This window comes from Pseudomonas sp. LAMO17WK12:I10 (assembly GCF_900215185.1).
In the GTDB taxonomy this organism is placed as follows: Bacteria; Pseudomonadota; Gammaproteobacteria; order Pseudomonadales; family Pseudomonadaceae; genus Aquipseudomonas; species Aquipseudomonas chlororaphis.
In genome coordinates this window covers 448,415-461,914 of sequence record NZ_OBDX01000001.1, presented here as the reverse complement: position 1 = coordinate 461,914, position 13,500 = coordinate 448,415, and the positions used below count along the sequence as shown (strand labels likewise).

The 13,500-nt window shown below is 63.9% G+C and carries 12 protein-coding genes; all 12 read right to left on the bottom strand.

Features of this window, described 5'->3' with window-relative positions; genetic code table 11:
* Positions 1 to 38 precede the first annotated feature (38 nt).
* On the bottom strand, positions 39 to 995 hold the full coding sequence (locus CRO75_RS01945) for a glycosyltransferase (RefSeq protein WP_097134284.1): 957 nt from the start codon (positions 993 to 995) through the stop codon (positions 39 to 41).
* Positions 996 to 1,079: 84 nt separating this feature from the next.
* Positions 1,080 to 2,486, bottom strand: a complete 1,407-nt coding sequence (locus CRO75_RS01940) for a PIG-L family deacetylase (RefSeq protein ID WP_097134283.1) — start codon at positions 2,484 to 2,486, stop codon at positions 1,080 to 1,082.
* Positions 2,483 to 3,379: an antimicrobial resistance protein Mig-14 gene (locus CRO75_RS01935; RefSeq protein ID WP_097134282.1), complete on the bottom strand. Its 897-nt coding sequence runs from the start codon at positions 3,377 to 3,379 to the stop codon at positions 2,483 to 2,485. The genes CRO75_RS01940 and CRO75_RS01935 overlap by 4 nt, the downstream gene beginning before the upstream one ends.
* Positions 3,379 to 4,509 (bottom strand): glycosyltransferase, encoded by a 1,131-nt coding sequence (locus tag CRO75_RS01930; protein WP_097134281.1) that lies wholly within the window; start codon positions 4,507 to 4,509, stop codon positions 3,379 to 3,381. Before CRO75_RS01930 ends, CRO75_RS01935 begins: the two co-directional genes overlap by 1 nt.
* On the bottom strand, positions 4,493 to 6,250 hold the full coding sequence (locus tag CRO75_RS01925) for a carbamoyltransferase (RefSeq protein ID WP_009041869.1): 1,758 nt from the start codon (positions 6,248 to 6,250) through the stop codon (positions 4,493 to 4,495). Before CRO75_RS01925 ends, CRO75_RS01930 begins: the two co-directional genes overlap by 17 nt.
* Before the next feature lie 269 nt (positions 6,251 to 6,519).
* Positions 6,520 to 7,974, bottom strand: coding sequence for a lipopolysaccharide kinase InaA family protein (locus tag CRO75_RS01920; RefSeq protein WP_097134280.1), 1,455 nt, complete (start codon positions 7,972 to 7,974; stop codon positions 6,520 to 6,522).
* The gene (locus CRO75_RS01915; RefSeq protein WP_085533584.1) at positions 7,974 to 8,726 is read right to left on the bottom strand and encodes a lipopolysaccharide kinase InaA family protein; all 753 of its coding nucleotides are present in this window, start codon (positions 8,724 to 8,726) and stop codon (positions 7,974 to 7,976) included. Before CRO75_RS01915 ends, CRO75_RS01920 begins: the two co-directional genes overlap by 1 nt.
* On the bottom strand, positions 8,723 to 9,457 hold the full coding sequence (locus CRO75_RS01910) for a lipopolysaccharide kinase InaA family protein (protein ID WP_007926795.1): 735 nt from the start codon (positions 9,455 to 9,457) through the stop codon (positions 8,723 to 8,725). Before CRO75_RS01910 ends, CRO75_RS01915 begins: the two co-directional genes overlap by 4 nt.
* On the bottom strand, positions 9,457 to 10,263 hold the full coding sequence (rfaP, locus tag CRO75_RS01905) for a lipopolysaccharide core heptose(I) kinase RfaP (protein WP_009041866.1): 807 nt from the start codon (positions 10,261 to 10,263) through the stop codon (positions 9,457 to 9,459). The genes CRO75_RS01910 and rfaP overlap by 1 nt, the downstream gene beginning before the upstream one ends.
* Positions 10,263 to 11,384, bottom strand: a complete 1,122-nt coding sequence (locus CRO75_RS01900) for a glycosyltransferase family 4 protein (protein ID WP_009041865.1) — start codon at positions 11,382 to 11,384, stop codon at positions 10,263 to 10,265. Before CRO75_RS01900 ends, rfaP begins: the two co-directional genes overlap by 1 nt.
* Positions 11,384 to 12,445, bottom strand: coding sequence for a lipopolysaccharide heptosyltransferase I (gene waaC / locus CRO75_RS01895; protein ID WP_097134279.1), 1,062 nt, complete (start codon positions 12,443 to 12,445; stop codon positions 11,384 to 11,386). The genes CRO75_RS01900 and waaC overlap by 1 nt, the downstream gene beginning before the upstream one ends.
* On the bottom strand, positions 12,446 to 13,480 hold the full coding sequence (gene waaF, locus CRO75_RS01890) for a lipopolysaccharide heptosyltransferase II (protein WP_007926799.1): 1,035 nt from the start codon (positions 13,478 to 13,480) through the stop codon (positions 12,446 to 12,448).
* Between the last annotated feature and the right edge of the window lie 20 nt (positions 13,481 to 13,500).

Sequence of the window (13,500 nt, the reverse complement as noted above, 5' to 3'; positions counted from 1 at the left end):
ACAAAGTGCGATCACTATTAAGGGCTCGGTGACCGCTGTCAAACACCCAGTTTCGAGCGTACGCGCTCGATAAAGCTCAAGGGTGCACGAGGCCGCAATGCGGGCTGGAGTTCCTCGACGATACGCTGACCGATACGGGCGAAGCTGAACCGAGAGACCGCCAGATCGCGTCCGTTGCGCGCGATGCTCTGCGCCAGGGCCGGGTCGGCGCGCAACATGGCGAGCTTTTCCTGCAATTGCGGGATGCTCCGATAAAAGACCACGTTGTGCAGGTCCTGCAAACCCAGCGCGCGGTTTTCCGCCTCACCCTGGTCGAATGCCAGCAACACACAGCCGCAGGCCATGGCCTCGAAATTCTTGATCATGTATTCGCCCATGCCGACGTCGGCACTGACGAAAAAGCGGATACGGTTGAGCGTGTCGCAATACTCTTCGCCCGATTTGGTCCGCGTCACCACCAAGGGTTCGACCTGGCCGAGCTCATCGAGCAGCGCCTTGCGCCCGCTGTAGGCCACGCTGTTGGTGCTGCCGACGAATGCCAGTTCGATATCCCGCTCGCGCCCCTGATCCTGCAGCAGGGTCTGGTCGTAGCCTTTGGGCACGAATACCGCGTCGAAACCTTCCTCGCGCAGGCGCTCGCTGACCATGAACCCCGAACTGATCACCCGTGCCCACGGCAGGCGGCGGTAGTGCGCGCTGAACTTGCCGGTGTACTTGCAGGGGATGTAGTTCTGGTAGGCGTCGTGCTCGAGGATCACCAGGTTGGGAATGCTGCGGATGAAGCTCGCCTGGCGGATTTCCTGCTTGAAACGCAGGAAGAACACGATACGGTCGTAGCGCGATACATCCACCTCACGGCGGAAATAGCCACGCAGGTTGCGCTGCTCGTCGCTGCTCAACCACCGCAGGTCGCATTCGCAATGGGCGGCAACGCCTTCGTACAGGCGGTCCAGAATGGCCCGCTGTTCTTTCTGCACCAGAAATAGAACCTTCATCATCTTCCTTGCAGCCGTGAGCAACCCGACAAAAGAGCGAAACTACCCTGGCCGACAGGCAAAAGGGTGTCATGCAATATCAATTTACAAACGCCAGAACAGCTCATGCCGGCGTACCGCCTTGCGGAAAAACTCGTTCTCGCCATAAAGCGAACCGGCGCGACCGGCCAATACACGCTGCAAGGCCCGACGCAGACGGCGCTTGAACGGCGCTCGCGGCTGCAGGTCGTGCATCATGCCCAGGGCCATCGCCTTGTCCCGTTGCTGCTCGATCGATAGCTGCAAGCTGCAGGGCCTGAGCACCTGGGCCGGGTCGAACACCGGCGGCAGGGCAATGCCCGCCCCTGAATCGCCCATCGGCCAGCGGTCGTTGTCATGCAAATGGTTGGCATAACCGAGCAAGGTGGTCGGCTGCCACTCCAGCCCCTGCAACGCTTCCAGTACCGCCTGCTGGGCGCAGATGTGGTCCGGGTGCGGATCGAGGGTCGGATGCGGCAGCACGATCACCTCGGGGCGGGCCTTGAGCAGCAGCGCCCGCAGGTCGGCCAAGAGATTGTTCCAGGTCGGCGCGCCATCGGCATCCGCCGGCAGCGGGAACGGGTTGAACTGGCGGAACAGGCGGATATCCGACAGTTCGGCCTCGCGGGACGCCACAGGCCGGTTCGGCGCCGCCTGCATGGCCGGCAGTTGCAGGCAGAAATACCCCAGCTGCACACAACGTTCCTCGGCGACCCCGGCCCAACGCGGCACCGCAATGCTGTCCCAGGCCCGCAGACGCCCCTTGACCCGCGCCGCATCCGCAGCGTTCATGCCCATCTGCCGGTAATGCTCGGCTTCGATCTCGCCCGCGGTCAACGTGACGATCCAGGCTTCGTCAGCCTGGCTGTACAGGCCGAAGGCAGCCAGTTCGGCATCGTCGGCGTGGGGGGCGATGACCATCACCCGCTGGTGGCGATAGTCCGGCTCGCGGAACACCGACAACAGCGGTTCGTCATGCACCCGACAGAAACGTCCGCGCAATTGCAGCTCGCCGCTGGCCAGAGGTCGTGCCAGCCCACTGAGATTGAGATAACGCAGGCCGTTCACGCCACGCTCGAACGTCTGCCGATCCTGCCCCGCCAAGGAAACGCAAGGATCGAAAAAGCGCCCCAGCCAACTGCTGCTGACCTTTACCGCGAGGATCAGGGTTTCGTCCCCCGCCAGGTCGATCGCCTGGTCCAGCACCAAGCGCTGCTTGTCCAGGTGGACCTTGGGCTGCTCGGTGCCGAACGGAAAGCTGTACTGATAATCGTCCCGGGGCGAATAAAACAGATGATCGGCGAACCAGGCCTCATGGGCCACCCAGGCCAGCACCGCGAGCAGCAGCGGCAGCCACCAGGCCACCAGCACACCGATAGCCACCAGTACCAGCAGGCCGATCAGCAGGCCCAGGCGCTTCTGCCGGCGATGGCGTTTGAGCAACTGTTGCTTGCGACTCGGCGGCTGATTCATACCGTGAACACCGGAACCGGATTGCACCAACGATCCTTGTACTCGCGATCGGCGCGACCGAAGGAGAAACGCAGCGGCTTGTCGATGGCCCGCGCCTGTTCCCAGGCACTTTGCGTGTTGAGGAAACTCAACACGCTGCCAGGGCTGAACTCGCGGGTTTCAGGATCGACGCCACCGTTGATGTATTCGACGCTGATCCACTCCGGCGCTTCAACTCGATACACCAGCTGAATGGCGATTGGCGCATCGTTGAGGAAAATCACCGAACCGATCAGCAACTCGCGCAGCAACTCGATGACGTCGGCCATGCGCTCGGCACCGGTGGCCGGGAACCCCCAGCGCCGCTGGAACAGATCGCAGTAGATGGCCGCCAGCTCCTGGCTGGAGAACTCGCTGACCGGGCGCACCACGCCGCCCGCCTCTTCCAGCAGGCGCAGTTCGCGGCGCTGGTTGTAGCGAAACTTCTTCGACAGCTCTTCAGGCGTGCGAGCCATGGCCAATTGCTCGGCCTGGGGCTTGAGGGTGCTGAACCGGCCCTGGTTCAAGGCCGACAGATAACGACCGCGATGACGCAGCGGGGCCTGGGTCTCAGGCGCCGCCGGCAGGATCAGCTCGGCGTTGCCCAGGTCGAACAGGCCTTTCTTGCCACGGCGCTTGAGCACGTCCTTGGACAGCGCCAGGTCGCGCCCCCAGGTCGGGATCGCCGCTCGCAGTTCGCCGGCCTGTTCCCAGGCCAGGTAGCGGACCGGGATGCCCGCCAGGTTCGCCAGGCGCTCCACCACCAGCGGATGGGTGGCGACGCTGCCGCCAAAACGCTGCCAGGCGGCGGCATAAGTCGAGGCGTCGACGACCGACCAGCCACGCTCGCGCCAGCCTTGGAATCGATTGAGCATCAGGGCCTCGCGGTCAGATCGGTAACTTGCGGCAGACGCCAGAAGGCGTCGCGTACAGCACGGTCGGAGAAGCGCTCGCGCAGGCGCTCGAACATCAGCTCGGCGCACAGCAAGCGCTGGTTCTCATCCATCCCGGCCAGGTGTTGCAGGCCTTGGGCCATATGCTCGGCATCGCCCAGCGGGAACAGGATGCCGACGCCTTCGACCACTTCCTTGGCACCGCCACAGGCCGTCGCCAGCAAAGGCACGCCAGCGGCCATGGCCTCCAGCAGCACCATGCCGAATGGCTCGTGGTCTGAACTCAGGGCAAAGGCATCGAAAGCACGGAAATAACGCCGGGCTTCCGGGACCTGGCCGAGGAACAGCACGCGGTCGGCAATGCCCAGCTCGCGGGAAAGGTCCTTGAGGCTCTGCTCCAGGCGCCCGCTGCCGAGAATCGCCAGCTGGCTTTCCCGAGGCAGCCCCGGCAATGCCGTGGCAAACCCGCGCAGCAGGGTGGCCTGGTCCTTGTCCGGGTGCAGACGCCCAACATTGCCGACGATCCAGGCCGAAGACGACAGCCCCAGCTCCTGGCGCGCTTCGGCCTTGGACAACTGGGTAGCCTGCAAGGCTTCGACGTCGATCCGGTTGTACAGCGTCTGGATCCGCGCCGCCGGCCATTGTGGCAGGCAACTGCGCATGTCATCGCGCACCGCGTCGGACACGCCGAGCAAGCTCAGGCGCTTGCGGAACAGGTTGGCGAACAGGCGGCGACTGCCGCGCTGGTAATCGCCAAACGCGTGATGCACGCCGATCACCGGCAACGCGGTGCCCAGCAACGCGATGTAGATCGGCTTGAAACGGTGGGCGATGCAGAAGCTGAAGTTGCGCGACGCGGCGATCTTGCGCAGGTCGCGTATCGCCCCCAGCTTCAGGCCACGAATGGCCTTGGAGCTGTATTCCATGAACAGCACTTCGTCGCTGGCACAGGCATCGGCCACCTCGGCATCGGCAACCCCGGTGAGGAACACCGTGGTCACGCGATAGCCGCTGCCCGCGAACAGGCTGGCGTATTGCCGGGCACAGTCCAGAAACGGCCCGTCATAGCCGTGGCAGAACTGCAGGACGTGGCGCTCAGCCGAGCGTGTCATAAGGATCCACGCCGTCTTTGACTACCAGGATGTCTTCCATGATCAGGTACTGCAGATCGGAGCCGAAGAACATGTTCAGGGCGTCGGTCGGCGAGCAGATCATCGGCTCGCCACGGCGGTTGAGCGAGGTGTTCAGCGACACGCCGTTGCCGGTCAGGACTTCCAGGGCCTTCATCATGTCGTAGTAGCGCGGGTTGTATTCGCGCTTGAGCACCTGGGCCCGGGAAGTGCCGTCTTCATGGACTACTTCCGGCACACGGGTCTTCCACTCCTCCGCCACTTCGAAGGTGAAGGTCATGAATGGCGCCGGGTGATCAACCTTGATCATCTGCGGACCGACGGTGTCGAGCATCGACGGGCAGAAAGGCCTCCAGCGCTCGCGGAACTTGATCTGCTCGTTGATGCGGTCGGCCACGCCGGTAGCGCTCGGGCAACCGATGATCGAACGACCGCCCAGGGCGCGCGGACCGAACTCCATGCGGCCCTGGAACCAGGCCACCGGGTTGCCGTCGACCATGATCTTGGCGATACGCTCGGGGGTGTTGTCGATCTGGCGCCAGGCCGGCTTGTTCGGGTGGCGGGCACAGGCGGCGATCACGTCTTCGTTGCTGTAGGACGGGCCGAGATAGACGTGTTCCATCTTCTCCACCGGCACGCCGCGAGCGTGGGAAACATAGGCCGCGGCACCGACCGCGGTACCGGCATCGCCGGACGCCGGCTGCACGAACAACTCTTTGACTTCCGGACGGGCGATGATCTTCTGGTTCAGCTTGACGTTCAGCGCACAGCCGCCGGCGAAGGCCAGCTTGCCGGTTTCCTTGAGGATGTCGCCCAGGTAATGGTCGATCATCTGCAGCGCCAGCTTCTCGAACAGCGCCTGCATGCTGGCCGCGTAGTGGATGTACGGCTCGTCGGCGATGTCGCCTTCGCGCTTCGGACCCAGCCACTCGATCAGTTTCGGCGAGAAGTAGAAACCCTTGCCCTTCTCTTTATAACGGCGCAGACCGATGACGTTGGCGTAATCGGTGTTGATCACCAGTTCGCCGTTTTCAAAGCTGGCCAGGCGGGAGAAGTCGTACTTGCTGGCATCGCCGTACGGCGCCATGCCCATGACCTTGAACTCGCCGTCGAGCATTTCGAAGCCGAGGAACTCGGTGATCGCGCCATACAGGCCGCCCAGGGAGTCCGGGTCGTAGAATTCCTTGATCTTGTGGATCTTGCCGTTTTCGCCATAGCCGAAGAAAGTCGTGGCGTACTCGCCCTTGCCGTCGATCCCGAGGATCGCGGTTTTCTCCTTGAAGCCGGAGCAGTGGTAGGCGCTGGAAGCGTGGGCCAGGTGGTGCTCGACCGGCTCGATCTTGATCTTCTTCGGATCGAAGCCCAGTTGCTCGAGGCACCAGACGATCTTGTTGCGATAACGCTTGTAGCGACGGTTGCCCATCAGGATCGCGTCGAGGGCGCGGTCCGGGGCGTACCAGTAACGCTTGGCGTAGTGCCAGCGAGCCTTGCCGAACAGGCTGATCGGGGCGAACGGAATCGCCACCACGTCAACGTCGGAAGGCTTGATGCCGGCCTGTTCCAGACAGAACTTCGCCGATTCGTAGGGCATGCGGTTCTTTGCATGTTTATCGCGTACGAAGCGCTCTTCTTCAGCCGCCGCCACCAGCTTGCCGTCGATGTACAGCGCTGCGGAAGGATCATGGCTAAGGGCGCCGGACAGGCCAAGAATCGTCAATGCCACAGGGGTCTAGCCTCGTTTAGTCTGCATGCGGGCGCGATGCGCCTTGAAAATGATGTGTGCTCGCAAGGGGCGAGAAACAACGAAAGGGCGGGATTATAACGTAAAAGAAGGGGCAAGCCTCTAGCGACAAGCGCCAAGGCTGAAGCGCCTCACTCCCTGTAGCCGCTGCCGCAGGCTGCGATAAGGCCCGCAGGGCCTTCCGAGGACCTCAAAAGCAGCGCCTCCTGCGGAGTCGATCGCAGCCTGTGGCAGCGGCTACAAGTCGCAGGTCAGCCCATGGACGATTCGGCGGTTTTAGGCAGGCGCTGGTCGATGACCTGATACAGCGCGCTGCTTTCTGGCCAGTTACGCATGAAGCGCGCACGGTCGCGGGCGTAGGCCGGGGCGAAGCTGCCGAGGCTGTGGTGCTGGCACATCGAGTCCAGGTCGATCAGCGCCCAGCGGTCCTCTTGCCAGAACAGGTTGTGCCCCTTGAAGTCGCCATGGCTGATGCGTTCGCGGATCAACTCGGCAAACAGCCGGTCCAGCGCCTGCAACTCCGCTTCCGGAGCCGCGCCGCTGTCGATATAGGGCGCGAAGCGTTCGATGATGTCCGGCCCCGCCAGGTATTCGGTCACCAGATAGGCCCGGCTGCGCAGCCAGAGAAAACGCTTCTCCAGCAAAGCCAGCGGCTTGGGCGTGGCAATGCCGAGGAACGCCAGGCGATTGCCCTCCTGCCATGAATGCCAAGCCCGGCTGGGACGCCAGAAGCGCTTGAGCCAATGGGCAAAACCCTTGATGTTGTAGCGCTTGACCACCAGGGTGCGGCCCGCCACTTCGACCCGGCCGACGCTGGCGGCGCCACCGGTCTTGTACAGGTGCCCCCGGTCCAGCAGCGCGTCGGCCTGTTCCAGCACCGGCTGCATCGCCGCTTCTTCCTCGCGCCGAATTGCCCGCAAGGCGAAGGGCCCGCGCAGCACGCTGAACAGGGTGCACTCGCGACCGACCTTGTTGAGGAAATCCTTCAAGCGCCAGCTGCGCACCTTGTCCACCTGCTTCTGCAAGGCTTCCAGCGGCAAGGCATGCTCGGCATTGTTCAGCAGGTAATGCACCAGCAGCTCTTCGGTGAAGGGCTCCAGGCTCTTGGGCAACTGGGCGAAAAACACCCCGAGGTTTTCCAGGACTTTCTGCCGGGACAGCGGTTTGCCCGCCTGCTCCACGCAGATCCCGGCGCCGTCGATCAGGTACAGCTTGCCCTGATGACGCAGCAGGTTGTCCAGATGCAGGTCTTCCTGCCACAGGCCCTTGCCATGCAGTTCGGCAATGGCGGCCAGGGCCTCGGCGAGTACCGCCTGCTGCTCATCGGCCAACGCCGGCAACGATTCCACCTGTTTCCAGGCATCGCCCAGGCTCTCGGAGCCTTCCAGGAACTCGAACAGCAGCCAGCCGCCCTCGCCTTCCTTCAGGCCGTCTGCCAGCAGCAACGGCGTGGTCATGCCCTGCTCTTCAAGCAAGCGCACGCCTTGCAGTTCGCGCTGGAAATGCCGCGCCGCCTTGGCCCCCACCAGTAACTTGGCCAGCACCGGACGCCCGCGCCATACACCGGCGCCGACGTAACGCTGCCCCGTTAGCACCCGCAGCAGGCTGAGCAACTGCAGCGTGGCCGGTCCGGCAGCGTCGGCCAGTTCCAGGCTCAACGGCAGGCTTGGCGCGCGGCCGGCCCGTTCAAGTTCGGACAGACGCATCAACGAGTCTCCTTGTGGCTGCGGCGCGCACTCAGGCGATTCAGCCAGGCATCGACCAGCGAGCTGTCCCGCGGCTGATCCAGATAGGTCGCGAGCAAGGCGCGCACATCGCCCTCACTCCAGACCGGGGCACGACGCAACAGCGGCTCCAGGTCCTTGACCCGGTCACGCTGGCCGAACAACAGCGGACGGGTCTTTTCCAGGTCGATCAATTGCGCCTGGTAACCGTCGCCGGTGGCCCGCAGGAAAATATGCTTGGGATAAAAGCAGCCGTGCACCTGGCGCACCGCGTGCAACTGACGCGCCAGCAGGCCACAGGCCCGCAGGATCGCCGCGTGCTGGTCCGGGCTGAGCTGCGCCCACTGCTGCAGCAGCGAGTCCAGGTCGTTCCAGCCATCCAGCGCCCGGGTCAGCAGGATCGCCCTGGTTTCGCCAGCCACCTTGCGCTCGCCAAAGAAGGCCGCCTGCAGCGCTGGAATGCCCAACTGCTGGTAGCGGCTGATATTGCGAAACTCGCGGGCGAAACTCGGCTCGCCGAACGGCCGGTGCAGGGTCCGCGTCAGGTAGTTGCTCTGGCGCTTGAGGTAGTAGCCGTGGCCTTCCAGGTCGAGGCGATACACGCTGCTCCAGCCCCCGCCATCGGTGTTGGGTTCGTCCACCGCTTCAAGTTGCTTGGCCCACAACGCGTCGAAGCTGTCGAGGCCGTGGCGCTCCAGCAACGCACGGTCCTGAGCCGCCAGGAAATCGGTCATTCGCGTCCCTCGAAAAATCTCAGCACGTGCCGGATACGGCACTTGTCCGCGGCATTCAGCCGGGTGCGCTGGCGGTACTGCAAATAGAAGCGCAGGCGCTGGGTGGCGGATAAATGATACTTGGCCACCTTGTCCAGGCACGCCAGGTCCTTGGTGATCCGGTACTTGAGCCAGAAACCGCGCCAGAAATCGCCATTGGGACAATCGATCAGATACAGCCGGACCTCATCGTCGATCAGCAGGTTGCGCCACTTCAAGTCGTTATGGGTAAAGCGATGCTCATGCATGATCCGCGTGTAGCGCGCCAGCTGCTGGCTGACCCGGTCCACCCAGGCCCGATCGGCCAGCAGCGGGTCGTTGCGCTCGGCCAGGACCGACAGGTCTTCGGTGCGTGGCAGCTCGCGGGTGATCATCGCCCCACGGTCGTACGCCAGGCCACGGCGCTCCAGGCCCCAGGCCACCACCTCGGCAGTGGGAATGCCCCATTTGGCGAAACGCTTGAGGTTCTGCCACTCGGACTTGACCCGCGGCTTGCCCAGATAGCGCCGCAGGTTCTTGCCGGCACCGGTGTAGCGCTTGACGTAATAGTTGATGCCGTTGCGTTCGACCCGGATGACCTCCGACAGCGGGTCGCGGGTCAGGTGTTCGCCCTCGAGGGCAAATACCGCATCCAGACTGCCGAAGTCCTGCGCCAGCTCCCGATACCCAGGTTCAAGGTTCCAACCCGCCATCAGAGCGCATCTCCGTATCGCTGCTTGCGTGCGTAGAGCTTGCTGGCCTTGCCCTCCAGCCAGGCCAGCAGAGGCGCTTCGTCGCTCAGGATCTGGCGCAACGGCTGCTGGAAATAGCCCTTGAGGAAGCGCAGCTTGTCGCGCCGGGTCAGGCCGATATCCAGTGCCGAGAAATACAGCGCCGCCAGGTCCTTGTCGCGCCAGCGCCGGGTGATGGCCGGACGGGTCTGGGCGCGGTGCAGGTCGATCACCGAGAGCTTGAAATCATCGGGTGTCACCGGCTTGTCGGTGTGCAGCAGGAAGTGGCAGATGTAGCAGTCGCGATGGTTGACCCCGGCGCGGTGCATCATGCCGGTCATGCGCGCCACTTCGGCGATCAGCGCGCGCTTGAGCCTGGGCTGCGGCGGCTGCTTGACCCAGTCGATGCTGAAGTCTTCGAGGCTGATGGTCGGCGCCAGCTCCTCGGTGACGATGAACGAATGCTGGTTGGCCGGGTTGCTGCCGCGCTCGCCATAGGCGACGGCGGTCATGGTCGGCACGCCGGCTTCCTGCAGGCGCTGGATGGCCTGCCATTCCTGGCCCGCGCCGAGCACCGGCAGCTTGGCGGTGAGCAGGTTCTTGAAGATCTCGCCCCAACCGATACCGCGGTGAATCTTTACGAAGAACCCTTCGCCAGCCACCTCGGTACGCAAGGTACGGCGGGCTTCCAGTTCACGGTAGACCTGGCCGTCCAGACGCTCGACTTCGGCGAACGCATCGCGTCCGGCCCAAAGGGTCTTGAACGGTTCGGCAAGAATCAACTTCATCAGTGTTGCTCCGCCAGAATCACATCCGCAGCGTGCTGCGGCATGCTATAGAGGTCGGCCGTCTCGGCGAACGCCAGGCCGTTACGGCTCCAGGTCGCGCGTGCAGCGTCGTCGGTCAACATGGTGTTCAGGTATTGATTGAGCTGTCCCTGCTCCAGTGGCTCATCCAGTACCAGGCCGCTGTCGGCCTCGGCGATGTAATGGGCATAACCGCAGACCGCGCTGACCAGCACCGGCAAGCCGGCCACCAGCGCTTCCAGCAACACGGTGCCGGTGTTTTCGTTGTACGCCGGGTGGATCAACAGGTCGGCGCCCAACAGGAAACGCGGGATATCACTGCGCCCCTTGAGGAACTGCACATGCTCGCCCAGGCCCAATGCCGCGCTCTGCAATTGGAATACTTTGGGGTCGTCCTGACCAATTACAAATAGCCGGGTGCGTTTCTTCAGCTCCGGCGGCAAGGCGGCCACGGCCTTGAGGCTGCGATCCACGCCCTTGGTCTTGAACCCGGAGCCGATCTGCACCAGCAGCAAATCATCGTCTTTCAGGGCGAACTCGCGACGGAATTCGGCGCGGATCTCGGCCGCGTTGGCCGGCGCGCGACGGTCCTGGGCGATGCCTGGCGGCAGCAGGTGGAAACGCTCCACCGGGGTGTCGTAATGCTTGATGAACAGCGGCTGCTGGACCTCGGAAATCATCAGCACTTCGGTCTTGGCGTCCCGGGCGAACACCGCCCGCTCGTATTCGGCGAAGTGCCGGTAGCGACCCCAACGGCGGTACAGCGAATGGCGCAGGTTCTGCGCCTTGTCTTCGAAGCAGCCGTCGGCGGCGTAGTACACGTCCAGGCCGGGCATCTTGTTGAAGCCGATCAGGCGGTCCACCGGACGCTTGGCCAGGTCGGCCTCCATCCAGGCGCTGAGCTTCTCGTTACGACGATGGTTGAAGAACGCCTTGACCGGCGCCACCAGCACCTCGAAACCCGGCGGCACATCGCCTTCCCAGATCAGCGTATAGACGCGAATCTGGTGCCCGCGTTTCTGGCACTCCAGGGCGATGCGCATGAAGTCCCGTTGCAGGCCGCCGAACGGGAAGTATTTATAAAGGACAAAAGCCAATTGCATCAGCGCAGCTCCTCAGCCAGTAACAACCTGCTCAGCCGGCTGGCGACACGCTCAGGATTCAGACGCGTGAAGCACAGCGGCCACTCGCGTTTCAGGTCGAACCGCCACTGATCTTCAGCCGTCGGTTGATAGGTGCATTTTTTCTGCAGGCACGGCGCGCAAGGGAAGTCGCTGGCCATATGGATCTGCGCCTTGCCATAGGCACCGGTCAGGCCCGGGTTGGTCGGGCCAAACAGGGAAATGGTCGGCACATCCAGCGCCGCCGCGAGATGGCCAAGCCCGGTATCCACCGCGACGCAGGCCTGGGCTTGCGCCAGCACCTTGGCGACGCCCGCTAGGTTCAGCTTCGGCAGCACCGTGGCGTTGCTCAGGCCCTTGGCAATACGCTCGGCCCGGGCCTTCTCCGCCGGGTTGCCCCACGGCAGCCTGACCTCGACGCCCAGCTGGCCCATACGTTCGGCCAGCTCGCGCCAGTAGGCTTCCGGCCAGTGCTTGGTGTCCCAGGTGGTGCCGTGCAGGAACACCACGAACGGCTTGGGCCGCGGCAACTCCACCAATTTCTCGACGTTCAGGCCGTAATCGCCCAGGCCCTGGGGCAAGTCATACCCCAGCGCCACGGCGAACAGCTGGCGCACACGCTCCACGGCATGCTGGCCACGGGCGACGGCCAGGCGTCGCGAGTAGAAACGCGCCGCCAAGGGCTCGCGTGCCGACTGCTTGTCCAGGCCGGCCACCGGCGCCTTGACGTAGCGCGTCAGCCAGGCGCTTTTCAGCAAGCCCTGGGCGTCGATCACCAGATCGTACTTGGTGGCACGCACGCTTTGCTTGAAGCGCCGCCACTCACCACTCTTGATGGTCTGCCAGATGTTCTTGCGCCAGCGGCGAATCGCCACCGGGATCACTTTATCCACAGCCGGGTGCCAGGTCGGGATTTCCGCGAACCCCTCTTCCACCACCCAGTCGAACTTGATCCCCGGGATCGCCCGCGCCGCATCGGTCAGCGCCGGCAGCGCATGAATCACGTCGCCCAGGGAAGAGGTCTTGATCAACAGTACCCGCACTTACCGAACCTCGACCGCGGTGCCTTGCAACCGCTGCAAGGCCTGGTCCACCGAGTCGGGCAACAGCTGGCGCAGGCAGTTGTAATGGCCAAAGCGACAGGTGCGATCGAAGCATGGGCTGCACTCGATGCCCAGGCGCACGACTTCGACCTGGTCGGCCAAGGGCGGGGTGAAACCCGGAGACGTCGAGCCGTACACCGCCACCAGCGGGCGATTCAGCGCCGCCGCCACGTGCATCAACCCGGAGTCGTTGGACACCACGGAATCGGCGCAGGACAACAGGTCGATGGCCTCGGCCAGGGAGGTGCCGCCGCAGAGGTTGACCGACTCTTCGCGCAGCCCAGGAATCAGTCGGGCGCGAATGTCTTCGCCGACCACGTGATCGTTCTTCGAACCGAACAGCCAGACCTGCCAGCCCTCGCGGATCTTCAGCTCGGCGACTTTGGCGTAATGCTCGGACGGCCAGCGCTTGGCTTCGCCGAACTCAGCTCCCGGACACAGCGCCAGCACCGGACGATCCAGGGTCAGGCCGAACTTGGCCAGCGCCGCTTCGCGGCTGGCCGGATCAATCTGCAGGTCGGGACGCGGATACGGCTTGGGCAGTTCGGCGCCCGGCTCGTAAGCCAGGGCCATGAAGCGCTCGATCATCAGCGGATAACGTTCTTTGTCCAGCGTGCGCACGTCGTTGAGCAGGCCGTAGCGGAACTCGCCACGCCAGCCGGTGCGTTGCGCGATGCCGGCAAAAAACGGCACCAGCGCCGACTTCAACGAGTTGGGCAGCAGGATGGCCTGGTCGTACTGGCCGACCAGGGATTTGCCGATGCGCCGGCGAGTCGCCAGTTCCAGCACGCCGTGGCCGAGCGGGAAGCTCAAGGCCCGCCGCACTTGCGGCATGCGCTCCAGGATCGGCCGGCTCCACTCGGGGGCCAGCACGTCGATCTCGCACTGAGGATGGCGTTGTTTCAGGCACTGGAAGAGTGTCTGCGCCATCACCATGTCACCGACCCAACTGGGCCCAACGATCAGAATATTCATGTGGTTTCCAAAAACGAACC

What these genes read in the sequence shown, in the direction of transcription:
- CRO75_RS01945 (WP_097134284.1), bottom strand. Translation starts at nt 995, where the DNA reads ATGAAGGTTCTATTTCTGGTGCAGAAAGAACAGCGGGCCATTCTGGAC.
- CRO75_RS01940 (WP_097134283.1), bottom strand. Translation starts at nt 2,486, where the DNA reads ATGAATCAGCCGCCGAGTCGCAAGCAACAGTTGCTCAAACGCCATCGC.
- CRO75_RS01935 (WP_097134282.1), bottom strand. Translation starts at nt 3,379, where the DNA reads ATGCTCAATCGATTCCAAGGCTGGCGCGAGCGTGGCTGGTCGGTCGTC.
- CRO75_RS01930 (WP_097134281.1), bottom strand. Translation starts at nt 4,509, where the DNA reads ATGACACGCTCGGCTGAGCGCCACGTCCTGCAGTTCTGCCACGGCTAT.
- CRO75_RS01920 (WP_097134280.1), bottom strand. Translation starts at nt 7,974, where the DNA reads ATGCGTCTGTCCGAACTTGAACGGGCCGGCCGCGCGCCAAGCCTGCCG.
- CRO75_RS01915 (WP_085533584.1), bottom strand. Translation starts at nt 8,726, where the DNA reads ATGACCGATTTCCTGGCGGCTCAGGACCGTGCGTTGCTGGAGCGCCAC.
- CRO75_RS01910 (WP_007926795.1), bottom strand. Translation starts at nt 9,457, where the DNA reads ATGGCGGGTTGGAACCTTGAACCTGGGTATCGGGAGCTGGCGCAGGAC.
- rfaP (WP_009041866.1), bottom strand. Translation starts at nt 10,263, where the DNA reads ATGAAGTTGATTCTTGCCGAACCGTTCAAGACCCTTTGGGCCGGACGC.
- CRO75_RS01900 (WP_009041865.1), bottom strand. Translation starts at nt 11,384, where the DNA reads ATGCAATTGGCTTTTGTCCTTTATAAATACTTCCCGTTCGGCGGCCTG.
- waaF (WP_007926799.1), bottom strand. Translation starts at nt 13,480, where the DNA reads ATGAATATTCTGATCGTTGGGCCCAGTTGGGTCGGTGACATGGTGATG.